The organism is Streptomyces aculeolatus (assembly GCF_020400605.1).
Taxonomy (GTDB): Bacteria; Actinomycetota; Actinomycetes; order Streptomycetales; family Streptomycetaceae; genus Streptomyces; species Streptomyces aculeolatus.
Window position 1 is genome coordinate 153,460 of record NZ_JAINRD010000001.1, and the last position, 24,347, is coordinate 177,806.

At 71.6% G+C, this 24,347-nt stretch carries 17 protein-coding genes; 7 read left to right on the forward strand and 10 right to left on the reverse strand.

From position 1 onward, the window contains the following. The first annotated feature begins 109 nt into the window (after positions 1-109). The 4 genes from rsmG (at position 110) to LG396_RS00530 (ending at position 3,959) form a co-directional block, all read left to right on the forward strand. Positions 110-838 (forward strand): 16S rRNA (guanine(527)-N(7))-methyltransferase RsmG, encoded by a 729-nt coding sequence (rsmG, locus tag LG396_RS00515; RefSeq protein WP_130456545.1) that lies wholly within the window; start codon positions 110-112, stop codon positions 836-838. Between the two features lie 238 nt (positions 839-1,076). Then, the gene (locus LG396_RS00520; RefSeq protein WP_078524112.1) at positions 1,077-2,120 is read left to right on the forward strand and encodes a ParA family protein; all 1,044 of its coding nucleotides are present in this window, start codon (positions 1,077-1,079) and stop codon (positions 2,118-2,120) included. Then, positions 2,117-3,217: a ParB/RepB/Spo0J family partition protein gene (locus LG396_RS00525; protein ID WP_026276515.1), complete on the forward strand. Its 1,101-nt coding sequence runs from the start codon at positions 2,117-2,119 to the stop codon at positions 3,215-3,217. The genes LG396_RS00520 and LG396_RS00525 overlap by 4 nt, the downstream gene beginning before the upstream one ends. 124 nt (positions 3,218-3,341) lie before the next feature. Beyond that, the gene (locus tag LG396_RS00530; protein ID WP_018841077.1) at positions 3,342-3,959 is read left to right on the forward strand and encodes a GNAT family N-acetyltransferase; all 618 of its coding nucleotides are present in this window, start codon (positions 3,342-3,344) and stop codon (positions 3,957-3,959) included. A gap of 112 nt (positions 3,960-4,071) precedes the next feature. Here LG396_RS00530 and trxA read toward each other — a convergent pair whose 3' ends face one another. From trxA to LG396_RS00565, 7 genes are all read right to left on the reverse strand, one after another. Further along, positions 4,072-4,431 (reverse strand): thioredoxin, encoded by a 360-nt coding sequence (gene trxA / locus LG396_RS00535; RefSeq protein WP_372483235.1) that lies wholly within the window; start codon positions 4,429-4,431, stop codon positions 4,072-4,074. A 12-nt stretch (positions 4,432-4,443) separates the two neighbouring features. Continuing rightward, complete coding sequence (trxB, locus tag LG396_RS00540; protein ID WP_225793131.1) at positions 4,444-5,421, reverse strand: thioredoxin-disulfide reductase; 978 nt, start codon at positions 5,419-5,421, stop codon at positions 4,444-4,446. Between the two features lie 120 nt (positions 5,422-5,541). Then, a complete protein-coding gene (locus tag LG396_RS00545) occupies positions 5,542-6,513 on the reverse strand; it encodes an anti-sigma factor family protein (protein ID WP_225793132.1) in 972 nt (323 codons plus the stop codon). Further along, on the reverse strand, positions 6,510-7,193 hold the full coding sequence (gene sigM, locus LG396_RS00550) for an RNA polymerase sigma factor SigM (protein ID WP_018838809.1): 684 nt from the start codon (positions 7,191-7,193) through the stop codon (positions 6,510-6,512). The genes LG396_RS00545 and sigM overlap by 4 nt, the downstream gene beginning before the upstream one ends. Positions 7,194-7,227: 34 nt before the next feature. Continuing rightward, entirely contained in the window at positions 7,228-9,072 is a 1,845-nt protein-coding gene (locus tag LG396_RS00555; protein WP_225793133.1) for a protein kinase family protein, read from the reverse strand. Between the two features lie 111 nt (positions 9,073-9,183). Then, positions 9,184-11,952: a murein biosynthesis integral membrane protein MurJ gene (gene murJ, locus LG396_RS00560; protein WP_225793606.1), complete on the reverse strand. Its 2,769-nt coding sequence runs from the start codon at positions 11,950-11,952 to the stop codon at positions 9,184-9,186. A gap of 48 nt (positions 11,953-12,000) precedes the next feature. Then, on the reverse strand, positions 12,001-14,391 hold the full coding sequence (locus tag LG396_RS00565; RefSeq protein ID WP_225793607.1) for a DUF6049 family protein: 2,391 nt from the start codon (positions 14,389-14,391) through the stop codon (positions 12,001-12,003). A 232-nt stretch (positions 14,392-14,623) separates the two neighbouring features. On the opposite strand from LG396_RS00565, the gene LG396_RS00570 reads away from it, so the two are divergent. Beyond that, positions 14,624-16,084: a CCA tRNA nucleotidyltransferase gene (locus LG396_RS00570; protein WP_225793134.1), complete on the forward strand. Its 1,461-nt coding sequence runs from the start codon at positions 14,624-14,626 to the stop codon at positions 16,082-16,084. Positions 16,085-16,176: 92 nt separating this feature from the next. On the opposite strand, the gene LG396_RS00575 is transcribed toward LG396_RS00570, so the two are convergent. The 3 genes from LG396_RS00575 to LG396_RS00585 form a co-directional block, all read right to left on the reverse strand. After that, positions 16,177-17,517 (reverse strand): MFS transporter, encoded by a 1,341-nt coding sequence (locus LG396_RS00575; RefSeq protein ID WP_225793135.1) that lies wholly within the window; start codon positions 17,515-17,517, stop codon positions 16,177-16,179. 83 nt (positions 17,518-17,600) lie between these two features. Continuing rightward, complete coding sequence (locus tag LG396_RS00580; RefSeq protein WP_018838803.1) at positions 17,601-18,683, reverse strand: inositol-3-phosphate synthase; 1,083 nt, start codon at positions 18,681-18,683, stop codon at positions 17,601-17,603. A gap of 47 nt (positions 18,684-18,730) precedes the next feature. After that, a complete protein-coding gene (locus LG396_RS00585) occupies positions 18,731-19,393 on the reverse strand; it encodes a PadR family transcriptional regulator (RefSeq protein WP_225793136.1) in 663 nt (220 codons plus the stop codon). A 399-nt stretch (positions 19,394-19,792) separates the two neighbouring features. On the opposite strand from LG396_RS00585, the gene LG396_RS00590 reads away from it, so the two are divergent. Beyond that, positions 19,793-22,525 (forward strand): transglycosylase domain-containing protein, encoded by a 2,733-nt coding sequence (locus tag LG396_RS00590; RefSeq protein WP_225793137.1) that lies wholly within the window; start codon positions 19,793-19,795, stop codon positions 22,523-22,525. 183 nt (positions 22,526-22,708) lie between these two features. Further along, on the forward strand, positions 22,709-24,265 hold the full coding sequence (locus LG396_RS00595; protein ID WP_225793138.1) for a glycosyltransferase family 87 protein: 1,557 nt from the start codon (positions 22,709-22,711) through the stop codon (positions 24,263-24,265). Positions 24,266-24,347: the final 82 nt, after the last annotated feature.

Sequence of the window (24,347 nt, forward strand, 5' to 3'; positions counted from 1 at the left end):
CCGGAACCCCGCTGCTGTACCCCTGGGCCGGTTGACCCGACCGGCCCAGACTGCTCCCCTGTCACCTGCCCTCGCCCGTCCGCCCCAGCTCCAGCGAGAGGACGTACCCGTGTCCGAAGTTGCGGATCTGCCGCCGGTGCCGGAAGCCGCCGGCAAGGTCTTCGGCGGTGCCCTTCCGGACGCGGTGCGCTACGCCGAGCTGCTGGCCGACACGGCGGTGACGCGCGGGCTGATCGGCCCGCGGGAGGTCCCCCGGCTGTGGGAGCGGCACCTGCTGAACTGCGCGGTGCTCGGCGAGGTGGTGCCCGACGGCGTCGCCGTCTGCGACGTCGGCTCGGGTGCCGGACTGCCCGGCATCCCGCTGGCGCTCGTCCGCCCCGACCTGCGGATCACTCTGCTGGAGCCCCTGCTGCGGCGAACCCGGTTTCTGCAGGAAGTCACCGAGCTGCTGGGCCTGGAGCAGCAGGTGACCGTCGTCCGCGGCCGGGCCGAGGAGGTCCTCGGCACGCTGGAGCCCGTCCAGGTCGTCACCGCGCGGGCAGTTGCCCCGCTGGATCGGCTGGCCGGCTGGGGCGTTCCGCTGCTGCGCCCGTACGGCGAGATGCTGGCGCTCAAGGGCGAGAGCGCCGAGGAGGAACTGCGCGCCTCGAAGGCCGCGTTGCACAAGCTCGGCGTCACGGAGACCGAGATCGTGCAGGTCGGAGCCGATGTGGTGGACCCGCCGGCGACCGTGGTGCGGGCCGTGGTGGGCGAGAGCCCGGGGGGCGTGCGCTTCGCCGCCAAGCGGGCCCGGGCCGCTCGGAAGGGCGGTCGCGGCGGGCACGGCCGACGCCGTTAGTCTGCTCGTATCCGAAAGAGGGCCGATCGGTCCATTAAAGCCGCCTACCGTACATACACCGGAGTGTCGCTGCGGTGGTGCCCCCACGGGGCTGTGCATCGTGTTTCACGTGAAACATCGTTCGTTGCTCCCCGGGATCCTCAGCCGAGGACGCGGTGCCGCAGAGGCCCGCGAGTCGGCTGTGGATAAGGAATCATCCACAGGAGAACGGGCCTCGCTGGTTCGCGACCCCGAAAGCATGGCAGGCTCTGTGCAGTGCGAGTCTGAAGTCGAGGAGAGTGAATCCTTGCGGTCCGACGCCAATGTCGCGGGGCCGATGGCCGATCCGGTCCCCGGTCCCCGCTCCGAATCGGCGGATGTTTCACGTGAAACTCCGCCTCCGATGGACGACACTCCGATCGGCCGTGCCGCTCAACTCGCCGTAGAGGCGCTCGGGCGGGCCGGTCAGGGTCTGCCGCGCCCCGAGCAGACCCGCGTGATGGTCGTCGCCAACCAGAAGGGTGGGGTCGGCAAGACCACCACCACGGTCAACCTGGCGGCATCGCTGGCCCTGCACGGGGCCCGGGTGCTGGTCATCGACCTCGATCCGCAGGGCAATGCCTCGACCGCACTGGGCGTCGACCACCACGCCGAAGTCCCGTCGGTCTACGACGTGCTGGTGGAAGCCAAGCCGCTGGCCGAGGTGGTGCAGCCGGTCCCCGATGTCGAGGGGCTGTTCTGCGCGCCGGCGACCATCGATCTCGCGGGCGCGGAGATCGAGTTGGTCTCGCTGGTGGCTCGGGAGAGCCGGCTGAAGCGGGCGATCGACGCCTACGAGCAGCCGTTGGACTACATCTTCATCGACTGCCCGCCCTCACTCGGCCTGCTGACGGTCAACGCCATGGTGGCGGGCAACGAGGTGCTCATCCCCATCCAGTGCGAGTACTACGCGCTGGAAGGGCTGGGGCAGCTCCTGCACAACGTCGACCTGGTGCGCGGACACCTCAACCCCCGGCTCCATGTGTCGACGATCCTCCTCACGATGTACGACGGGAGGACGCGCCTGGCCTCCCAGGTGGCGGACGAAGTCCGCGGCCACTTCGGCGCCGAGGTACTGAGGACCAGCATCCCGCGCTCGGTGCGCATCTCCGAGGCACCGAGCTACGGGCAGACGGTCCTCACCTACGATCCGGGGTCGAGCGGCTCGCTCTCCTATTTGGAGGCGGCCCGCGAGATGGCCCTGCGCGGTATGCCCAGACAGGGCGAAGCTCATCACGAGCGGCACGACGGAGGGGCTCAGTGACGGAACGACGCAGAGGACTGGGCCGCGGGCTGGGGGCGCTGATCCCCGCCGCTCCCACTCCCGCCGATGACTCGGGACCGCTGGTCGGCGGCGCCACCATGTCGCCGGGCGCGGTGCCGGTCATAGTGTCGGAGCGGACGCCGCAGCCCGAGGCACAGGGGTACGAGGAGCAGGTCCCGCCGGAGCACGCCTACGAGGCGCCGCCGGTCGTCGAGGCTGCCGCGGACAGCGGCGAAGTGGCCGGTGCGCACTTCGCCGAGGTTCCGCTGGACGCCATCACGCCGAACCCGCGGCAGCCGCGTGAGGTGTTCGACGAGGACTCCCTCGCCGAACTGGTCACCTCCATCCAGGAGGTCGGTCTCCTCCAGCCGGTCGTCGTCCGACGGCTGGGCTCGGACCGCTATGAGCTGGTCATGGGTGAGCGCCGCTGGCGTGCCTGCCGTGAGGCCGGCATGGAGCGGATTCCCGCGATCGTCCGCGCCACGGACGACGAGAAGCTCCTCCTGGACGCGCTGCTGGAGAACCTGCACCGCGCGCAGCTCAACCCGCTGGAAGAGGCCGCTGCCTACGACCAGTTGCTGCGGGACTTCGAGTGCACGCACGACCAGCTCGCCGACCGGATCGGCCGCTCCCGTCCCCAGGTCTCCAACACGCTGCGGCTGCTGCGGCTCTCGCCGCCCGTGCAGCGGCGGGTTGCGGCCGGGGTGATCTCCGCGGGCCATGCCCGGGCACTGCTGTCCGTGGAGGACGCGGGCGATCAGGACCGGCTGGCACACCGCATCGTGGCCGAGGGGCTGTCGGTGCGGGCCGTCGAGGAGATCGTGACCCTCATGGGGTCGGAGCCCAAGAGCGGGCGCCGGCCGAAGGCGCCGCGAGCGGGCAACCGGATGTCGCCGGCGCTGACCGATCTGGCGTCCCGGCTCTCCGACCGCTTCGAGACCCGGGTGAAGGTCGACCTCGGTCAGAAGAAGGGGAAGATCGTCGTCGAGTTCGCGTCGATAGAGGATCTGGAGCGCATCCTCGGCTCGATGGCACCCGGTGAGGGCAGGGTGCTGGAGAAGAAGCTGAGCGACGAGGACGCCGACGAGGACGAGTAGACCACTCCCCCCTCTCTCCCGACGAGACAGGCCGCGGATGGAATCCGCGGCCTGTTTTGTCGTCTCCGGATACGATGCATACGGGTATCGAGGGGGATGCCGGTGAAGGAGAGGATCGGGCTTCATGGGGCGAAGGCTCGTACCGATCACCCTGGACAATCTGCCGGATGTCCCCCGGCGGTGCCGCTCGTGCGTCTTCTGGGAGCTGGACCCCGTCAGCGGTGAAGCCGCCGCCAAGACCGGGCACCCGGAGCGGGAGAAGGAGGCGTGGATCTCCTCCGTCCTGCTGGAGTGGGGATCCTGTGGCCGCGTCGTCTACGTCGACGATGTGCCGGCCGGCTTCGTGATGTACGCCCCGCCCGCCTACGTGCCCCGCTCCCTCGCCTTCCCGACGAGCCCGGTGTCGGCGGACGCCGTCCAGCTGATGACCGCCTGGCTCAACCCCGGGTATCAGGGGCAGGGGCTCGGCCGGACCATCGTCCAGACCGTCGCGAAGGATCTCCTGCGCCGAGGGGTCAAAGCCGTCGAGGCGTTCGGAGACGCGGCGTGGAAGGAGCCGGCGTGCATGCTGCCGGCCGATCATCTGGTGTCGGTCGGCTTCAAGACCGTACGGCCGCACCATCGCTATCCCCGGATGCGGCTGGAGCTGCGCTCCGCGATCTCCTGGAAGGAGGACGTGGAGCTGGCGCTCGACAAGCTGCTCGGCGCCGCGAGGAAGGACCCGGTGCTGCGGCCGCTCTGATCGCCGCCCGGCACGACGAAGGGCCCGTCCTCGCAAGGACGGGCCCTTCGTCTGTCGGCTACTGCGTTTCACGTGCCACGATGACGTTTCACGTGAAACGAGGAGCGCTGGGTCAGCCGATGAACTCGGTGAGGTCGCGCTCCAGGGCCGCCTTGGGCTTGGCGCCGACGATGGTCTTCACGACCTCGCCGCCCTGGTAGACGTTCATCGTCGGGATCGACATGATCCCGTACTTCGCGGCCGTCGCCGGGTTCTCGTCGATGTTGAGCTTGACGATGGTGATCTTCTCCGGGTTCTCCGCGGCGATGGCCTCCAGCGACGGAGCGATCTGGCGGCACGGACCGCACCAGGCAGCCCAGAAGTCGACCAGTACGGGCTTGTCGCTCTTGAGGACCTTCTCCTCGAAGTCCGCATCGGTTGCGGTCACCGTGGCACCGGCCATGGCGTACTCCTTACGTCGTTGTGCGTTGATGGCTGCGCGGTCTCAGACGGCGTCTGCGACCTTCTCCGGCTCCGCCGACTTCTCCTGGTCGGCGATCGCGGCGAGGTAGCGCTCGGCGTCCAGCGCCGAAGAGCAACCCGTCCCGGCGGCGGTGATCGCCTGGCGGTAGGTGTGGTCCACGACGTCGCCCGACGCGAAGACCCCGGGGAGGTTGGTGCGCGTGGAGGGGGCGTCGACCGTGAGGTAGCCCTCCCCGTCGAGCTCCAGCTGCCCCTTGAACAGCTCCGTGCGCGGGTCGTGTCCGATGGCGATGAACAGACCCGTGACCGCGATCTCGGACTCCGCACCCGTCTTGGTGTTCCGCAGGGTCAGGCCGGAGACCTTGTCGCCCCCGTGGATGGCGGCGACCTCGCTGTCCCAGATGAAGGAGATCTTCGGGTCCGCGAAGGCCCGCTCCTGCATCGCCTTGCTGGCACGCAGGCTGTCCCGGCGGTGGATCACCGTGACGCTGCTGGCAAAGCGGGAGAGGAACGTGGCTTCCTCCATCGCCGTGTCGCCACCGCCGACGACCACGATGTCCTGCTCGCGGAAGAAGAAGCCGTCACAGGTGGCACACCACGAGATACCCCGGCCGGACAGCTCGTCCTCCCGCGGCAGCCCCAGCTTGCGGTGCTGCGACCCGGTGGAGACGATCACGGTCCGCGCGCGGTGGACGGTGCCCGCGGTGTCGGTGACGGTCTTGATGTCGCCGGTGAGGTCGACGGACACCACGTCGTCGGGTACCAGCTCGGCGCCGAAGCGCTCCGCCTGTGCCCGCATGTTGTCCATCAGATCCGGGCCCATGATTCCGTCGCGGAAACCCGGGAAGTTCTCCACGTCGGTGGTGTTCATGAGCGCGCCGCCCGCGGTGACGGCGCCTTCGAAGACCAGCGGCTGCAGCGCGGCGCGGGCGGTGTACAGCGCGGCGGTATACCCCGCCGGCCCCGAGCCGATGATGATCACGTTGCGAACGTCGCTCACGGACTCTTCCTTGTCTACGACCGGCTGCCTGAAGGGGCGGGGACCGCTTGCGTCCTGTCCCTCTCTCCCCACCCAACGGATCCTACGGGCCGGACATTCCCTTGGGTGGTTGGGCGCGGCTCAGGGTCGCTGGAAGGTGTCGCGGTGCAGGATCTTGCCCGGCTGGTCCGGGGAGCCCGCACAGGACGAATCCACCACGTAGGCGTCCACTCGCTGTGGGTCGCCGGTGTGCGGCAGCACGACGACGTACACGGGTGTTCCCTCGTACGTGTCCTTCTCGGCCGCCAGGGGCGCGTCGGAGCGGTTGACGGCGGCCCGTACGCATGTGGGCACCTGGGGGGCGTCGCCTTCGGCGACGAACGGATCGTCACCGGCGTCGGCCGTGCCTTCGCCGGCGTCACCGGACTCCCGCCGCTCCGGCTGCTGGAGCATGCCGAGCACCCGGGACTCCAGGGTGCCGGGGCTCAGCGGCCCCCGGGAGGCGTCGCTCGGGACTGCCTTCGGGGCGTTCTCCTCGGCGCTCCCCTGAGCGTTGTCCTGGACGGCGGACGTCTCCGAGGCTCCGCTGTCGTCTCCGTCGCCCGTCGGGAGCTGGACGAGCACGAGGCTCAGCGCGACGATCGCGACCGCCCCCGCGGCGCCGAGGAGCACGCGGGGCCAGCGCCGGGCGCGCCGGCCGGGGCCGGTGGCGTCCGCCGCGCGGTGACCCGCGGGCCGGCGGTGCGAGCGGGCGGCACGTGTTTCACGTGAAACGGCCTCGCGCGGACCGGGCACGTGGGTCGCGGGCGGCGCGGTTTCACGTGAAACATCGACGGCCGAGCCGTCCGCGTCGTAGCGCGCCTCGGCCGCCAGGGCGGCGTCGATGCGCCCGGCGATCTCGGCGGGCATCGGCCCCGGATCCGGGAGGGTGCCGAGGAGGCCGCGTACGCCGTCGAGGGCCTCCTGAATCTCGCGGCAGGTGGCGCACTCGTCGAGATGGCGGTGGAGCTGCTGGCTGCGCGCGGGGGACGTCAGGCCTTCGGAGAGGTCGGCCAGTTCCTCGACCTCCGGGTGCCCGTCGTCGGAGCCGGAGGGCTGCGGGATCTGCGTCACGACTTCTCACCTCCGCCCTTCGCCGCACGTACGTCGTTCTGCTCTGCCGTCGGTGGGACGGATGTCCCCTGCGCCGGGTTCCGTCCTCCCGTTCCGGAGCCGGCCGCGGACAGCCGCAGATGACGTACGAGAGGAAGGAGGCGGGCGCGACCGCGGGCGCAACGGCTCTTCACGGTACCCGCGGGAACGCCGAGGATGTCGGCCGCCTCCGCGACGGGATAGCCCGCCATGTCCACGAGCACCAGGGCGGCACGCTGCTCCACGGGCAGGGTCGCCAGCGCCTCACGTAGCTCACGACCGGTGTCCTCCCGCTCCGCGGGCGCCTCAGCGGACTCCTCCGGCTCCAGCAGCTGCTCGAAGTGTTCGGTATCCCCGACCGGTGCCGCGCGGCGGCTGGCGGCCTTACGAGCGCGGTCCAGGCAGGCGTTCACGGTGATGCGGTGCAGCCAGGTGGTGACGGCGGACTGCCCGCGGAAGGTGTGCGCCGCGCGGAACGCCGACAGCAGCGCGTCCTGCACCGCGTCCGCCGCCTCCTCGCGGTCGCCGAGGGTACGGAGGGCCACGGCCCACAGCCGGTCCCGGTGGCGTCTGACGATCTCGGCGAAGGCGTGCGGGTCCTCGCCGGAGACATGCCGGGCGAGGAGTGTGCGGTCGTCCATGTCGCCGCTGGCGTTCTCCAACGCCGACCCCTCCCCCCGGTCGAGTGCTGCCCGCTCAGCTCCGAATCTGGATGTCGGAGATCTTGCCACGGAAGTTGCCCTCGTTCGACGGGGGAATCTCCGTGAGCCACAGCAGAACGTACTGGGTGACGACCGGCTTGGTGGGCTTGAGCGTCAGATTGGTGCCGTCCGCCGCATCGAATTCCTCGAAGCCGGACAGGTCCGTCGGCATCGACGCCGTGTCCTGCGGGGTGGCCATGGCGGTCAGCTTGCTGTCGCCGATGAGGGACACCTCGACGCTGCCGACGCGCTTCGGCTCACCGAGGTCCAGGACCAGCCCGACGCCCTCCTTGAGGTTCCCGAAGACCTCGCTCGTGTACCACTTGGTCTCCCAGTAGCTCGACGGGTCGGCGTCGTAGGCGGCGGGGACGCTGCTCGGGGACTCGCTGCCGGTGCCGTACGGGTCGAAATCCGTGGCGCTCTCGATCTCCACCGGCTTGCCGCCCCCGCGGCCGCCGGAGCCTCCGCCACCACCGGGCTGCGCGGCGGAGTTGCCGGTGTCGCCACTCCGGCCGTCGTGGTTGATGAGGGCGTCGGCGAGCTGCCAGCTGCCCAGGGCGAGCGCGACGATCAGCAGCACGGACACGCACCACTTCACGGCCTTCCCGGTCCGTCCCGGCAGCGTGGGCGGAGCGGGCGGCGGCATGGCGCCGGCCGGGCGCGCGGCGGGCCCGCCGGGGCGGCCGCCGCCGCTCTGCGCGTAGCCCTGCTGGTACGTCGTCTGCTGGAACGGCGCGGGCCGCGGGTACTGCGGCTCCGGAGGGCGGATGCGGGGCAGCTCGGCGCACGCGGCGCTCAGCTCGGCGGGCGACGTGCACGGCCGCGGGTGCGCCGCGGCGGCGGGGGAGCCGGCCGCGAGCGCGCGCATGGCCAGCTCCGACAGCCCGCGGTGCACCCCCGCACGCACCTGGTCCGGCGCGATGAGGCCGACGTGCTTGGGGAGCCCGGCGAGCCCGTAGGCGTCGCCCTCGTACGGCCAGCGGCCCGTCAGGGCGGCGTACAGCAGGGCGCCGACGGCCTCGGTGTCGGTGCGCTGCGGGTCGTCCGCCTCCGTGCCGTACAGCGCCGCGTGCACGGACAGCCCGCGGATGCGCCACTGCCCGCTGCCGGTCCGCAGCACGGCGGACGGCGTGAGCCTCAGGTGCGCCAGGTCCTTGCGGTGGGCGGCGGCCAGCGCCTGGGAGACCTGCGTGACGAGTTCGTACGCCTCGTGCGGCTCCATCGGCGCGCCGCCGGCGAGCAGCGTCGACAACTCGGTGGCGTCGGGGAGCCATTCGTGGACCACGTAGACGACGTTGTTCTCCTCGACGGCGTCGAGGACCTGGACGAAGCGCGGGTCGCCGATGAGAGCCGCGGCGCGGGCGGCGTCGAGGACCGCCTCGGCGTGGTCGTGCCCGGCGGCCAGGACGTGGACGCCGACGGCGCGGCGCAGCTTCTCGTCGACCGCGCGCCAGCTGCTGAAGCCGTCGAGCCGGGTGACGCACTCCTCCAGGCGGTAGCGCTCGGCGAGTTTGTGGCCGCTGTGCATCTCGGCGGCAGGGACGCCCGCTCGGCGCGTGGTCGTGGGTGCGGCCGGCTCCGCGGCCGGGGCGTCGGCCTCCGCGGCGTCGGCCGCCGGAGCCTCGGCGGCGGGTTCCGCATCGCCGGCTTCCGTCCCGGCAGGTTCCGTATCGCCGGCGTCCTCGGCGCCGGAGTCGGGGGCTGCCGTGGCAGGGGCCTCGGCAGCGGGGGTCTCCGCAGCGCCGGTTGGATCTTCCGTTTCCGTCGCGTCCGTCGTGTCGGCCGCATCGCTGCGGTTCGCCGCCGAGCCGTCGACGGCTGCCGTGCTCCGTTCCGCCACCGCCGTTCCTGCCTCCCCAACTCTCGTGCCGTGCAGCCGCGCCATGACAATTGTGCCCACAGCCTCACGTCATCCTCGACACACGGCGATGACGGAAGGTTGTGCCCCCGGTTACCGGCCGAGGCGGCCGCGGACCATCCCCATCATCGCGTTCAGCTCCTGGATCCGCATCCGCCGGGCCGCGACATAGAAGATCGCGCCGAGGACGACCGAGCCGGCGACGAGCGCCGCGAGGGAGCCGGTGACGCCGCTGCCGAGCTTGTCCGTCACGGCCCACGCGGCGGCGCCGCCGCCGAGCGCCGCCGGGATGCTGGCGCCGACGAGGCGGGCGTACGTGCGGACGACGTGGGCGCCGTCCAGGTCGTTGGTCCCCATCCGCTGCTTCAGCCGCCGCCAGGCGACGCCGACGCCGACGGTGTACGCGACGCCGTAGGTGGCGGCCATGCCGATGACTGCGTGCCGGTCGGGCAGCAGGACGAAGGCGATCGCCGAGCCGGCCGCGAAGACCGCGGCGACGATCAGCGTGTTGTAGAACGGCGTGCGGGTGTCCTCGTAGGCGTAGAACCCGCGGAGCACGACGTACTGCACCGAGAAGGGAATCAGCCCGAGGCCGAAGGCCATCAGGACGTACCCGATCGAGGAGGCGGCGTCGCTGCCGACCGCCGCGAACAGCAGCGTGCACATCGGGATGCCGAGCGCGACGAGCGCGAAGGAGATCGGCACGATGGCCACGGCCGAGGTGCGCAGGCCGTGCGAGATGTCGTCGCGCACCGCGTTGGGGTCGCCGTCGGCGGCGGCCCGCGAGATGCGCGGCAGCATCGCGGCCATCACCGACACGGTGATGATCGCCTGCGGCATCTGCCAGATCAGCAGCGCGTTCTGGAAGGCCATGATGCCGGTGCCGTCGTGGCCCACCTCGGAGGCGGACTCGCCGGCCCAGGTGGCGAGCTGCGTGACGACGAGCATGCCGGCCTGGTTGGCGAGGACGAAGAGGAACGTCCACTTGGCGAGCTTGGCCGCCTTGCCGAGGCCGTGGCCCTTCCAGTCGAAGCGCGGCCGGATCCTGAAGCCCGTCTGCCGCAGATACGGGATCATCGCCAGCGACTGCACCACGAGGCCCAGCAGCGTGCCGACGCCGAGGAGCCGCACGCCCTCCGCCGGGATGGTGCTCTCGTCCATCGCCGAGGAGTCGGAGGTGCCGTAGACCCACAGGAAGAGGCCGAAGGTGGCGATGATGACGATGTTGTTGAGGACGGGGGTCCACATCATCGGGCCGAAGCTGCCGCGCGCGTTGAGGATCTGCCCCATCACGACGTGGATGCCCATGAAGAAGATGGTGGGCAGGCAGTACTGCGCGAAGGTGATCGCGACCTCGTTGGACTGCGGGTTGTCGGCGATCTTCACCGACATCGCGCGGATGAGCAGCGGGGCGGCGAACACCGCGACGAGGACCATCCCGCCGAGGATGACCGAGACGAGGGTCAGCAGCCGGTTGGCATAGGCGATGCCGCCGTCGGGGTCGTTCTTCATCGCGCGGACGAGCTGCGGGACGAAGACGGAGTTGAGGCCGCCGCCGATGGTGAGGATGTAGATCATCGTCGGCAGCGTGTACGCGACGGTGTAGGTGTCGCCGAGGACCGCGACACCCAGGGCCGCGGAGATCACCAGCGTGCGCAGGAAGCCGGTGATGCGCGAGACGAGGGTGCCGGCCGCCATGACCGCGCTGGAGCGGGCCAGGCTCGCAACCCGGCCGCCGCGGCGCTGCGGCGGTACGGGCGCGGGCGCCGCGGGCTGCGGCTGGGCGCCCGTCGGCGGCGGCTGCGGGGCGCGCTGGTCGCGGAAGAGGTGGGCGAAGGCGTCCGGCTCCGGCTGCGCCTGCTGGCCGGCCCCGGTGACGAGGTCGTCGACGCCCATGAACTGCGTGGTCTGGTCGCCGTAGCGCAGGTGCCGCGTGGGGCCGTCGGGCTCGGGCGCGGGCGGGTCCGCCCACTGGCGCGGGTCCGGGCGGTAGTGCGGGGAGGCCGGCTGCTGGTACGGCTGCTGCGCGGGGGGCTGGCTGCCGGGGGGCGGCGGGGGGTGGGCGGCGTGGTCGTAGAGCGCGTCGCCGAGGGGGTCGGCGCGCTGCTGGTACGGGTCGGGCGCGTAGGCGTCCTGGAGGTACGGGTCCTGGGGGTAGGGCGGCCCCGGATGGGCCCCGGGCTGGGCGGCGGCGGCCTGGCCGTACGGGTTCCGGGGATCGGCGTGGGGGGACTGCTGCTGCCCGCCCTGGGGGTGGTGCGGCTGCTGCGGATAGTGCGGGGCCCCGGGCGCCCCCTGCTGGTACGGGGAGCGGGGGTCCTGCGGCGGCCCTTGCGGGGCGGGGGCCTGGGGGCCGGCGGCGTACGGGTCGGCGTGCTGGGCATACGGGTCCTGCCCCGGCGTGCCGTACGGGTCGGGCGCGGGCCGGCCGTACTGGCCGGGGTGGCCCTGCTGCGCGGGCCCGCCGTGCTGCGGGGGCTGCGGCTGCCCGTAGTGGGGCGGCTGCTGTGCGTGCTGGCCCTGCTGACCGTGCTGTGAGTGCTGGCCGGGCTGTGCGTACGGGTCCGGGGTCGCGGGGTGGGCCTGGGGCGCGTGCTGGGCGTAGGGGTCGGGCGTGCCGGGGTGCGCGTAGTGGCCGCCCTGCCCGTACGGGTCGGCGGCCGGCGGGGCGTAGTGCTCCTGCGGGTACGGCGCGTACGGGTCCTGACCGCCCTGCGCGTACGGGTCGTGCGCGTACGGGTCGGCGTTCTGCTGGTCGGCCGGGGGCTGCTGGTGGGCAGGCGGAGGCGGGGACCCGGCGGGCGGCAGGTTCGCGGGATCGCCGGTGCCCTGACTGCGGTCACCGTCGTACGGCGCGTTCATCGACACCCCACAAGGGTCATGGCCGGCCTGAAAACGGCCTGATCGCTCTCACCGCTCCACTCTCTCACTGGCACCGGACCGGGCACCGCTTTCCGTGTCGGTGTCGTCGGCGCGGTCGCCCCCGGTGAGGTGCGTTCCGTGTGCCTCCTTGTCGGCTTCCCCGGTATCGCCGTCGCTACCGGCATCCGCCGTGTCTTCCGGGCTGCCGGCACCGCCGGTGCCGCCGCCCCCGTCCCCGTTTCCGTTCTCTTCCCCGTTCCCGTCGGTGCCTTCGCCCGCATCCGCCGTCCGGGCGGCGCGCTTGCGCTGCGAGTACATGCGTACCCCGGCGAGGACCAGCAGCAGGATCCCTGCGCCGATGACGAGCAGCACCGTGGAGGTGATGGACGTCACCTCCACCTTGAAGGTCTTCTCCGCGCCGAAGGGCTTCCCGTCCTTCGTGAAGAGCTGGGCGGTGATGTTCACCGGACCGCTGGCCCGCGCGGACGCCTCGAACTTCACCGAGGTGCTGTGGCCGCCCGCCACCTCGATGGACTGCGTCTCCTCCTCGATCCGCAGCCGGCTGGGCACGTCCGACGTCAGCCGCAGCTCCAGCCCGCGGACGTTCTGCACCAGGTTGTTCTGCACGGTCACCGGGATCGTGCCGCTGTTGCCGGACAACGTGAGGTCCGACTTGTCGATGAGCTGCACCTCCGAGGTGAGGTCCTGGAGGTAGTCCTGCACCCCGCGGCGGAACGACTCCGCCTCCGCCTTGCGCCCCCGCCACTGCGTGGACATCTCACGCAGCAGCGCGTTGCCGAAGGGGACGATGACCCGCCGGCTCCGGTCGAGGATCTCGGAGAAGTCGTCGAGCTGCTGCCGGGTGGCGAGGATCCGGTCGAACGCCTCGCGGGGGATCTCCTGCTTCCGCAGCTTCTTCGGGTACGCGCCCGTCCCCGGCACGGTCCGGTTGGCGCTCGGGTCCGCCGGCTCCACCGCGGCGCTGCTGAGGTTCAGCGGCGTCAACCAGGTGCTGGTGTCCAGGTCGCCGAGCGCCTCCGCCATCGCCTGCGCCTGGCCGAGCGTCGGCGTGCGCTGCGGGGCGACGACGATGCTCCGCTGCAGGTTCGGCTGCTGGAGCGTCGTCACGAGCGTCTGGGCGAGGAACTCCTGGATGGACAGGGAGAACGTCTCCGCCCGGCTCATGTCGCCCTCGAAGGCCCGGGAGAGCTGCGCGTCGGCCACCAGCGCCGTCCGGCCGCCGCCGATGGGGCGGGCGGCGGTGGGCGTGTATGTCAGGCCGCTCTCGCGCATGCTGTCGCTGCGGGCGAGGATCCACTGCGCGCCGGCCGCACCCGCGACGCCGACGATGCGCTTGTCGATGGCGCCCTCCGCGGGCCAGGCGAGGTCGGTCTCCGGCTCGACGTGCAGCTCCGACTCCACGGTCGTACGGGCCAGAGTGGTGGCGTCGCCGAGCTGGTCGAGGGTGCCGGAGACCTTGCGGCCGCGGTGGGCGATGGAGGCCAGGTCGGGGTCGCCGAAGGGCAGCGCGACGACCTCGCGGCCCTTCACGGCACTCTGCAGGTCGGCCAGCCACTGCTCGGCGATCTTCTGGCCCTTGCCGGGGACCGTCTCGCCGTCCTCACCCACCACGTTGTACGCCTCCGTCATGGCGGACGCCGTGGCCAGCAGCTCCGGGTCGATGACCCACGTCACGGGCAGCTCCTCGCCGAGCGCGACCATCTGCTGCAGCCTGCCGCCGGGCTCCATCTGCTCCAGCAGGCGGTCGCTGGCGAGCACCGGCGTCTGCTGCTCGTCCGGCTCGGTGCGCGCGGTGAGCTGCGGGGTGGCGATGACGGGCCAGACGAAGGTGAGCCGGGTCTTGGTCGACAGGTCGTCGGGCTGCCAGGGCAGGAAGGTGTGCTCGATGCCGAGGACCTGCTCGTAGCCGGCCTCGGCGGAGGTCCCGCTGAAGGAGACGGCGAGCTGGTAGACGCCGGGGTCGTCCAGCGGCAGCCGGTTCACGGGGATCGTCATGCTGAAGTCCCGGGTCATGCCGGGGGCCAGGGTCTTCAGCTCCTCGGTGCCGGGGCCGTCGATCTCCGCCCCGTCGTACTCCGAGAGCCAGCCCGTGCGCTCCGTGGCCTGGGTGACCTCGCTGCGGCTCGTCAGCGGCCCGCTGAGGCGCAGGGAGACGTGCGGGTCGGTGATCTTGGCGTCGGTCTTGTTCGTGACCTTCCCGGAGACCGTGAGGTCGTCCCCGCCGGAGGGGACGGAGGGGTTCAGATAGTCCACGGAGACGTTCACCGAGCGCGAGCCGGACGGCTGCGCATGGGCCTCGCCGGCCGCGGGCACCTGCGCGAGTGCGGCCGGCAGCAGCAGCGCCACGAGCAGCAGGGCGGTCAGCAGCCGCCGGTGGGCCGGGGGACGGGCGGGGGGGCCGCCCGGGGACCCGGTCAAATGTGCCAGCTCGGCCACGCGCTCGCCCGTCCTCGTTGTCCTCGTGCCCGGCCCGCGGCCTTGTGCCGCCTGCCTTGGACCCCGATGGTAACGAGGTACGGGACGCCGGGTGGCGGGGACCGCGTCAACCTCCCGGCCCTCTCCCACGTGATCGGCACCGGGGCCGTACGGAGATGCCGCGGAGGGTGGCCAGTTGCGGTCCCGCGGCGCGCGGGCCGTACCCTGTTCTGTTGTGCCGAATGCCCGTGAAGACCACCGAACCCAGCAGGCCACGCTCAGCCGTGCCCAGCGCAGCGCCGTCAGCGAACTGCTGCGCGTCTCCCCCGTCGCCGACGACCTGGCGCACCGCTTCCAGGACGCCGGCGCCCGGCTGGCACTCGTAGGCGGCTCCGTACGGGACGCGCTGCTCGGCCGGCTCGGCAACGACCTCGACTTCACCACCGACGCCCGCCCGGAGCGGGTGCTCGACATCGTCCGGCCGTGGGCCGACGCGGTGTGGGAGGTCGGCATCGCGTTCGGCACCGTCGGCTGCCGCAAGGGCGATCTGCAGATCGAGATCACCACGTACCGCTCCGAGGCGTACGACCGCACGTCGCGCAAGCCCGAGGTGTCGTACGGCGATTCCATCGAAGAGGACCTCGTCCGGCGGGACTTCACGGTCAACGCGATGGCCGTCGCGCTGCCGGAGAAGGAGTTCGTCGACCCGCACGGCGGACTGGACGACCTCGCGGCCCGGGTCCTGCGCACCCCCGGCACCCCGCAGGAGTCCTTCGGCGACGACCCGCTGCGCATGATGCGGGCGGCGCGGTTCGCGGCTCAGCTCGGCTTCGAGGTGGCGCCCGAGGTCGTCGCGGCGATGACCGACATGGCGGCGCGGATCGAAATCGTGTCCGCCGAGCGGGTGAGGGACGAGCTGAACAAGCTGCTGCTCGCCCCCCGCCCGCGTCTGGGGCTGCATCTGCTCGTCGACACCGGCCTGGCCGGCCACGTACTGCCGGAGCTGCCCGCGCTGCGGCTGGAGCGCGACGAGCACCACCGGCACAAGGACGTCTACGAGCACTCCCTGATCGTGCTGGAGCAGGCCATCGCGCTGGAGGAGAACGGCCCCGACCTGGTCCTCCGGCTCGCGGCGCTGCTCCACGACATCGGCAAGCCGCGCACGCGCCGCTTCGAGAAGGACGGCCGGGTCTCCTTCCACCACCACGAGGTGGTGGGCGCGAAGATGACCAAGGCCCGGATGACGAAGCTGAAGTACCCCAACGACCAGATCAAGGACGTCTCCCGGCTGGTCGAGCTGCATTTGCGCTTCCACGGCTACGGGACCGGGGAGTGGACGGACTCCGCCGTGCGCCGCTACGTGCGCGACGCCGGGCCGCTGCTGGACCGGCTGCACAAGCTCACCCGCTCCGACTGCACGACGCGCAACAAGCGCAAGGCGCTCGCCCTGCAGCGCGCGTACGACGGGCTGGAGGAGCGCATCGTCCGCCTCCAGGCGCAGGAGGAGCTGGACGCGATCCGTCCGGACCTCGACGGCAACGAGATCATGAAGATCCTGGGCATCGGCCCCGGGCCGGCGGTGGGCGGCGCGTACCGCCACATGCTGGAGCTGCGGCTGGAGCACGGCCCCATGGAGCACGAGGCGGCGGTCGAGGCCCTGCGCGCGTGGTGGGCGGAGCAGGCTCCGCCCGCCTAGGGTGTCCGCCCAGGTTCTACGGCCCCGAAGCCCGGCGGCGTACGGAGACGGGCGCCACGGCGCCACGACCACGGCCGCGCCGGGCGCGGGCGTCACGTTTCACGTGAAACATGCGGCTCGCCGCCGGCCCCGCCCTCCAGTGCCGCCGGCGGCCCTTCCTCGGCCGGCGCGTGTTTCACGTGAAACATCGACAAGGCGATGCCCGCGAAGATCACCGAGACGCCCACCACAAGGAGGGCCGAGCGCCCGTCCTTCGGCAGCAGCGCCGCCGCGGCCGCCGCGGCGCCCACGAAGGCCACGTTGAAGAGCATGTCGTAGAGGGAGAAGACCCGGCCGCGGTAGGCGTCGTCCACCGACGACTGCACCACTGTGTCCGTCGTGATCTTCACGCCCTGGGTCGTGACCCCGAGGACGAACGCGGCGACCAGCATCGGCCCCCGCGCGAACGAGAGTGCCAGCAGCGGCGTCAGCACCGCGGCCAGAGCCGCGCACAGCGTCATCCAGCCGGTCCGCCCCAGCCGCGTCACCAGCGACGGCGTCACCACCGCCGCGACGAAGAACCCCAGCCCCGACAGGCCGACGGCCACACCGAGCAGCGCCATGCCGTCGTCCTCGCCGTCGGACCAGGCGTAGCGGCACAGCATCAGCAGCATCACGGTCAGCGCGCCGAAGCAGAAGCGCATCAGGCCCATGGCGGACAGCGCCTGTGCCGCCTCGCGCCGCTCACGCAGGTGCCGTACGCCCGCGACGAGCCCCCGCGCGGTGCTGGCGACCGCAGCCGCTATCCGCGGCAGCACCAGCTCAGGGTCCGGCCCCAGTGCCCCCGGCGCCATCCGCAGCGACGCCAGCGCCGCGCAGAGGTACAGCCCCGAACCGACCAGCACGGTCATCGCGTCCGCCGTGCCGCCCTCCGGCCCGGCCAGGCCGACGAGGAAGGCGACGCCCCCGCCGGCCGTGGCGGCGAGCGTGCCCGCGGTCGGCGACAGCGAGTTGCCGACCACGAGCTGCTCCTCGGTGTCCACCACCCGCGGCAGCGCGGCGGAGAGCCCGGACAGCACGAAGCGGTTGACCGCGGTGACGGAGAGCGCGGAGAGATAGAACAGCCAGTCCGGCACCCCGGCCAGCAGCAGCGCCGCCGTGCCCGCGGCGAAGACGGCGCGCAGCAGGTTCCCGTACAGCAGCACCTGCCGGCGCCGCCAGCGGTCCAGCAGCACACCGGCGAAGGGGCCGACGATCGAGTACGGCAGGAGCAGCACGGCCATCGCGGAGGCGATGGCGGCCGGTGAGGTCTGCCGCTCGGGGGAGAAGACCACGTACGCGGCGAGCGCCACCTGGTAGACGCCGTCGGCGCCCTGGGAGAGCAGTCGTACGGCCAGCAGCCGGCGGAAGCCGTGCAGCCGCAGCAGGCTGCGGAGGTCGCGGACAACGGGCATGGCGCTCAGCATCACATGCCCAGGGGCCCCGGGCTGCAGCCCGGGGCCCCTGAAGACGGCGAGTCGTGACGGTGGTGCGGCGCTCAGCGCTCGATTTCGCCGCGGATGAACTTCTCCACGCTCTCCCGCGCCTCGTCGTCGAAGTACTGCACGGGCGGGGACTTCATGAAGTACGAGGACGCCGAGAGCACCGGGCCGCCGATGCCGCGGTCCTTGGCGATCTTCGCCGCGCGCAGCGCGTCGATGATGATGCCCGCGGAGTTCGGCGAGTCCCAGACCTCCAGCTTGTACTCCAGGTTGAGCGGCACCTCGCCGAAGGCGCGGCCCTCCAGACGCACGTACGCCCACTTGCGGTCGTCCAGCCAGGCGACGTAGTCCGACGGGCCGATGTGCACGTTGTGCTCGCCCAGGTCGCGGTCGGGGATCTGGGAGGTGACGGCCTGGGTCTTCGAGATCTTCTTGGACTCCAGCCGGTCGCGCTCCAGCATGTTCTTGAAGTCCATGTTGCCGCCGACGTTGAGCTGCATCGTACGGTCCAGGATGACGCCCCGGTCCTCGAAGAGCTTGGCCATGACGCGGTGCGTGATGGTGGCGCCGACCTGCGACTTGATGTCGTCGCCGACGATCGGCACGCCCGCCTCGGTGAACTTGTCCGCCCACTCCTTGGTGCCCGCGATGAACACCGGGAGCGCGTTGACGAAGCCCACGCCGGCGTCGATGGCGCACTGCGCGTAGAACTTGGCGGCGTCCTCGGAGCCCACCGGCAGGTAGCAGACCAGCACGTCGACCTGCCGGTCCCGCAGCACCTGCGCGACGTCGACGGGCTCCTCGGCGGACTCCTCGATCGTCTCGCGGTAGTAGCGCCCGAGGCCGTCGAGCGTGTGGCCCCGCTGCACGGTCACGCCGCTGCTGGGCACATCGCAGATCTTGATGGTGTTGTTCTCACTCGCCCCGATGGCGTCGGCGAGGTCGAGGCCCACCTTCTTGGCGTCGACGTCGAACGCCGCGACGAACTCGACGTCACGGACGTGGTAGTCGCCGAACTGGACGTGCATCAGCCCGGGCACCCGGCTGCCCGGGGCGGCGTCCTTGTAGAACTCGACGCCCTGCACGAGGGACGCGGCGCAGTTGCCCACGCCGACGATGGCTACACGTACCGAACCCATTGACGGTTGCTCCCTGTTCTTCGTTGAGGCCGTGCCAGGGCAGGGCCTCAGTTGGCGGTGTCGTCGGACGGATCCGGCCGGGTGCTGTCCCGGTCACGGGGCAGGCCGCCCGTCTCTGCTGAACCGGCGTTCCCCGAAGGGCGCTCGTCGCGCCCCGCCCGTTCGCTCTCGATCAGCTCGGTGAGCCAGCGCACCTCGCGCTCGACCGACTCCATCCCGTGCCGTTGCAGCTCCAGGGTGTAGTCGTCGAGTCGCTCGCGCGTGCGGGCGAGCGACGTGCGCATCTTGTCCAGGCGCTCCTCCAGCCGGCTGCGCCGGCCTTCGAGCACCCGGACCCGTACGTCACGCGACGTCTGGCCGAAGAAGGCGAAGCGGACGCCGAAGTGCTCGTCCTCCCACGCCTCGGGCCCGGTCTGGGCGAGCAGCTCCTCGAAGCGCTCCTTGCCCTCGGCCGTCAGCCGGTAGACGATCTTGGCGCGCCGGCCCGCCAGCGGTACGGCGGGACCGTCCTGCGGTGCGGGAGCGGTCTCCTCCGTCAGCCATCCCTGTGCGACGAGCGTCTTCAGACAGGGATAGAGGCTGCCGTAGCTGAACGCGCGGAACACCCCCAGCGAGCTGTTGAGCCGCTTGCGCAGCTCGTAACCGTGCATGGGGGACTCGCGGAGCAGGCCGAGGACGGCGAATTCCAGGATGCCTGAGCGCCTGCTCATCGCCGCCTCCTCCCGTGCCGCGGATGTCCCGCTCTGGTTGTGTCGAGTCGATGTGTCGCGCCGATGTGTCGTGCTGATGTATCGACTCGATACATCTCGACGATAGAACGGGGCTCGGGCAGCGGCAAGTGAGGGTGTTGTGAACGGCGTCACATCGGCTTGACCGGGCGCGCCGAAGTGTCCGGTATAGCGCGTAATACCCGGCGCAAAGCGGGCAACGCCGGTGCGTACTCTGTTCCGCATGCTGTCTGAAGGGAACCGGGAGCCGCAGCCGGACGTCTTCGTCCTCGGTACAGTGCGGCTGGTTGCCAGAGGACAGAGAACCGGTCGTGCATCGGGGGGACCGGCTGACAGAAGACGCCGACAGGCGATGCCACCTGTTCGAGGAGTAGTCCCTTCATGAGCGAGCACCGTCGCAAGCCGCCCAACAGCGGCCGCGGAGGAGGCCGTCACGGCGCGCACTCCGGCCGCCGCGGGACGCCCGGCGCGGACGGAGGCAACCCTGTCGGCCGCCGCGCCGCCGGCGGAGGTGGCGGTGGCGGCCGGCGCAGAGCCCCCGGCCCGAACGCCGGCTACGGCGCGGGCGCGGGCGCCGGCGCGGGTGCCGCGGCAGGAGCGGCGGCCGGCGCAGCCGGACACGGCCGCAGCCACTCCGCCGCCGGCGGCTACGAGGGACCGCGCCGCCGGCGCCGCCCCGAGCCGCCGCCGCGGAAGCGGTTCATCGACTACCCCCGCTCCAACCACACCGGCCTGCGCCGCTGGCTCCCCTCCTGGAAGCAGGTCATGGGGATGTGCGTGGCCGGCATCGGGCTGCTCGTCGGCCTGTTCTTCCTCGGCTACATGCTGGTGAGCGTCCCCGACGTCGCCGCCGCCGCCCGCGCCCAGAACAACGTCTACTACTGGTCCGACGGCACCCAGATGGCGACGTACGGCGGCGAGCGGAACCGCCAGATCGTCGATCTGGAAGACATCCCGATGGAGATGCAGAACGCGGTCATCGCCGCGGAGAACGCCACCTTCTACTCCGACCCCGGGATCGACCCCAAGGGCATCATCCGCGCCATGTTCAACATGGCCGCCGGCGGCTCCACCCAGAGCGGTTCGACCATCACCCAGCAGTACGTCAAGAACGCCCGGCTCGACGACCAGTCGCAGACCATCTCCCGCAAGGTGCAGGAGCTGTTCATCTCCATCAAGGTCGGCGCGAAGGTCGACAAGAACGAGATCCTCGCCGGCTACCTCAACACCGCGTACTACGGCCGCGGCGCCTACGGCATCCAGGCCGCGGCCCAGGCGTACTTCCGCGTCGACGCCGAGAACCTCAAGCCCGACCAGTCCGCCTTCCTCGCCGCCGTCCTCAAGGGCCCGGACCTCTACGACCCCCAGGGCGGCTCCGTCCCGGGCGCGTCGCCCGACGACAACCGCAAGCGCGCCATGGAGCGCTGGGAGTGGATCCTCGACCGGCAGACCGAGGTCGAGATGGAGAACGGCGAGAAGATGATGTCGCCCGCCGCGCGGGCCAAGTTCGACAAGTTCCCCAAGATCGAGAAGTACAACCCCAGCGCGGGCCTGACGGGGCAGAAGGGCTATCTCATCGAGACGGCCAACAGATACGTGCTGAAGACCTCCAACATCACCAAGGAGGAGCTGGAGCGCGGCGGCTACCGGATCTACACGACCTTCGACAAGAAGAAGGTCGCGCAGATGGAGGAGGCGGTCGACGACGCCCGCAAGGAGTACCTCGACCCGAAGAAGCGGGACAAGGACAAGTACGTCCAGTTCGGCGGGGCCTCCGTCGACCCGACGTCGGGGGAGATCGTCGCCCTCTACGGCGGCGAGGGCTTCGACAAGGACCACTTCACCAACAACGCGGACACCCTCGGCGTCCCCGTCGGGTCCACCTGGAAGCCGTTCGTCCTCGCCTCCGCCTTCGAGAACGGCACGTACCGCAGCGAGGGGCAGCCGATCTCGCCGGAGAGCAAGTACAACGGCAACAACAAGATCATTATTCGGGACCAGAACGGCGACCCGATGCCCGGACCGGGAGGCGAGGACTTCCGGCAGGTCAACGAGGCCGACCAGAGCTACGGATACGTCGACCTGAACATGGCCACCGGGCTGTCCATCAACACCCCGTACGTCCAGCTCGGCATCGACGTGGGACTGGACAACATCCGCGAGACCGCCGAGAACCTCGGCATCCTCGAGGACTCGATGGACCCGAACAACAACGCCTCGTTCTCCATCGGCACCTCGACCCCCAGCGCCATCCGCATGGCCAGCGCGTACGGCACGTTCGCCGCCTCCGGCGAGCACATCGAGCCGTACTCCGTGACGAAGGTGGTCAAGGACGGCAAGGAGCTGGACGGGTACCAGGACCACCCCACCAAGCGGGGCATCGACTCGGACGTCGCCGACACCGTCACGAAGGTGATGAAGGAGAACGTCATCGAGGGCGAGTTCGGCGAGTACGGCTCCGGCACCGGCGTCGCGGCGCGCGACCTCGACCGGCCCGCGGCGGGCAAGACCGGTACCACGGACAAGAACAAGTCCGCCTGGTGGGTCGGCTACACCCCGCAGCTCTCCACGGCGGTCACCCTCTTCCGGACCGACCCGCGCAGCGACAAGCAGGAACTGCTGTCCATGAACGGAACCGGCGGCTTCGACTCCATCCACGGTGGCCAGATCCCGACCGAGATCTGGACCAACTACATGAGGGCCGCCCTGGAGGGCGAGAAGGTCATGGAGTTCCCGGAGCCCGGCGAGCTGGGCGAGATCGTCGACGGCGGCGGCGTCCCCTCGCCGACCCAGTCGTCGATCGACCCCGAGCCGACCGAGAGCGAGCCCACCGAGGAGCCGGACGACCCGACCAGCAGCCCGCCGCCCTCGACCTCGCCCCCGCCCAGCCAGACCTGCGAGCCGTGGGACCTGGAGTGCCAGACCGGCGGCGCGACGAACGGCGGCGACGACGGCGGCGAGACGACCGGGGAGACGACGACCGGGGAGACGACCACCGGGGAGACGACCACCGGAGAGACGACCGGGGAGACGACCACCGGCGGCCAACCCGGCGGCGGCAACGGCAACGGGGGATCGAACGGCGGCGACGACGGCGGCGGACTGATCCCATGACGGCCGCCCCCGCGCCCCGCTTCCCGGCCGACGTGCCCTGAGCGGCTCCGGCGCGGCGGGCGGCCACACCCCGCAAGCCCTCCCCCGGCCCCGGTCGCCTCTACGCGGCCGGGGTCGGCCCGCTTCACCGGCGCGTGCCCGTACGCCCGCCGGCGCCCCGCCCCCGTACGGCAGGATGACCCCATGACGAGCGTGGACCACGACCCGGCCCGGCGGCCGGCCGCCGCCGGGGCGCCGGACGAGCCGCCCGTCGCCCCCACCCGGCACGACGAGATCGCCGCCCGCGGCAGCGAGGTCCTCGGCGGACCGCTGGGCCGCCGGTCGCTGCCCGGCGGCTCCTGGTGGACACCGGTGCGGGTGATCGCACTCGTGGCGATCGGGATGTTTGCGCTCGGCATGGTGCAGAAGTACCCGTGCTACGACGGCGCCTGGTTCTCCGGCGCCAACGCGCAGTACACCCGCGCCTGCTACTCCGACATCCCGCACCTCTACCAGGGCCGCGGCTTCGCCGACGACCTCACGCCGTACTTCGACCGCATCCCGCCGGCGACCTCGGGCGGCATGGAGTACCTGGAGTACCCGGTCCTGACCGGGCTGTTCATGGAGGTCGCCTCCTGGCTCACCCCCGGCGGCGACGACCTCGTGCACCGCGAGCAGGTCTACTGGCTCGTCAACGCCGGCATGCTGATGGCCTGCGTCGCGATCGTCGCCGTCTGCGTCGCCCGTACGCACCGCCGACGACCCTGGGACGGGCTCCTCGTCGCCCTCGCCCCCGCGCTCGCGCTCACCGCCACGATCAACTGGGACCTGCTCGCCGTCGCCCTCACCGCCGCCGCGATGCTCGCCTGGTCCCGCAGCCGCCCCGCCGCCGCCGGCGTGCTCCTGGGCCTGGCCACCGCCGCCAAGCTGTACCCAGTGCTGCTGCTGTGGCCCCTGCTGCTGCTCTGTCTGCGCGCCGGACGGCTACGGCAGTTCGGCACCGCGACCGCCGCCGCGGCCGGCGCCTGGCTGGCCGTCAACCTGCCCGTGATGATCGGGGCACCGGACGGCTGGGCGAAGTTCTACACCTTCAGCCAGGAACGGGGCGTCGACTTCGGCTCGTTCTGGCTGATCATCTCCCAGCGCTCCGGCGAGCCTCTGGACGACGCCAACGTCTACGCCACGGGCCTGATGCTCCTCGGCTGCCTCGGCATCGGCGCCCTCGCGCTCACCGCGCCGCGCCGCCCGCGCTTCGCGCAACTCGCGTTCCTGGTCGTGGCGCTGTTCATCGTCACCAACAAGGTCTACTCGCCGCAGTACGTGCTGTGGCTCATCCCGCTCGCGGCGCTCGCCCGGCCGCGCTGGCGCGACTTCCTCATCTGGCAGGGCTGCGAGGTCGCGTACTACCTGGGCATCTGGCTGTACCTCGCCTACACCAACGGCGGCGACGACGCCAAGGGCCTGCCGCCGGACGGCTACCACGTGGCCATCGCCGCGCATCTCATCGGCACGCTGTACCTGTGCGCGGTGGTCGTACGGGACATCGTGATGCCGGACCGCGATCCCGTACGCCGCCTCGGCGACGACGATCCGGGCGGCGGCGTCCTGGACCGGGCGCCGGACGCGCGGGTGCTCGCCGCGGCCGGCCATGGGCGGCACGCGGCGGGCGTCCCGGAGGCCGCCGGCGGGGCGGGCGCGCTACGGGTGCGGTGGGGGGCCGAACGCGGCGCGAAGCCGGGCCGGGTGTCCCCCATCGAGTGACGGCATCCGGCGTCCGACCGGGCATTCCGAGCGGTTGGTCAGCGGGATCACCGGCCCCGGACACGGGCGAGGGCCCGGAGCC

Bases quoted from the DNA above. Each gene is read 5' to 3' on its own strand.
- LG396_RS00590 (WP_225793137.1), top strand. From the start codon at position 19,793: ATGAGCGAGCACCGTCGCAAGCCGCCCAACAGCGGCCGCGGAGGAGGC.
- LG396_RS00595 (WP_225793138.1), top strand. From the start codon at position 22,709: ATGACGAGCGTGGACCACGACCCGGCCCGGCGGCCGGCCGCCGCCGGG.
- LG396_RS00585 (WP_225793136.1), bottom strand. From the start codon at position 19,393: ATGAGCAGGCGCTCAGGCATCCTGGAATTCGCCGTCCTCGGCCTGCTC.
- LG396_RS00530 (WP_018841077.1), top strand. From the start codon at position 3,342: ATGGGGCGAAGGCTCGTACCGATCACCCTGGACAATCTGCCGGATGTC.
- LG396_RS00520 (WP_078524112.1), top strand. From the start codon at position 1,077: ATGGCAGGCTCTGTGCAGTGCGAGTCTGAAGTCGAGGAGAGTGAATCC.
- murJ (WP_225793606.1), bottom strand. From the start codon at position 11,952: ATGAACGCGCCGTACGACGGTGACCGCAGTCAGGGCACCGGCGATCCC.
- LG396_RS00580 (WP_018838803.1), bottom strand. From the start codon at position 18,683: ATGGGTTCGGTACGTGTAGCCATCGTCGGCGTGGGCAACTGCGCCGCG.
- LG396_RS00575 (WP_225793135.1), bottom strand. From the start codon at position 17,517: ATGCCCGTTGTCCGCGACCTCCGCAGCCTGCTGCGGCTGCACGGCTTC.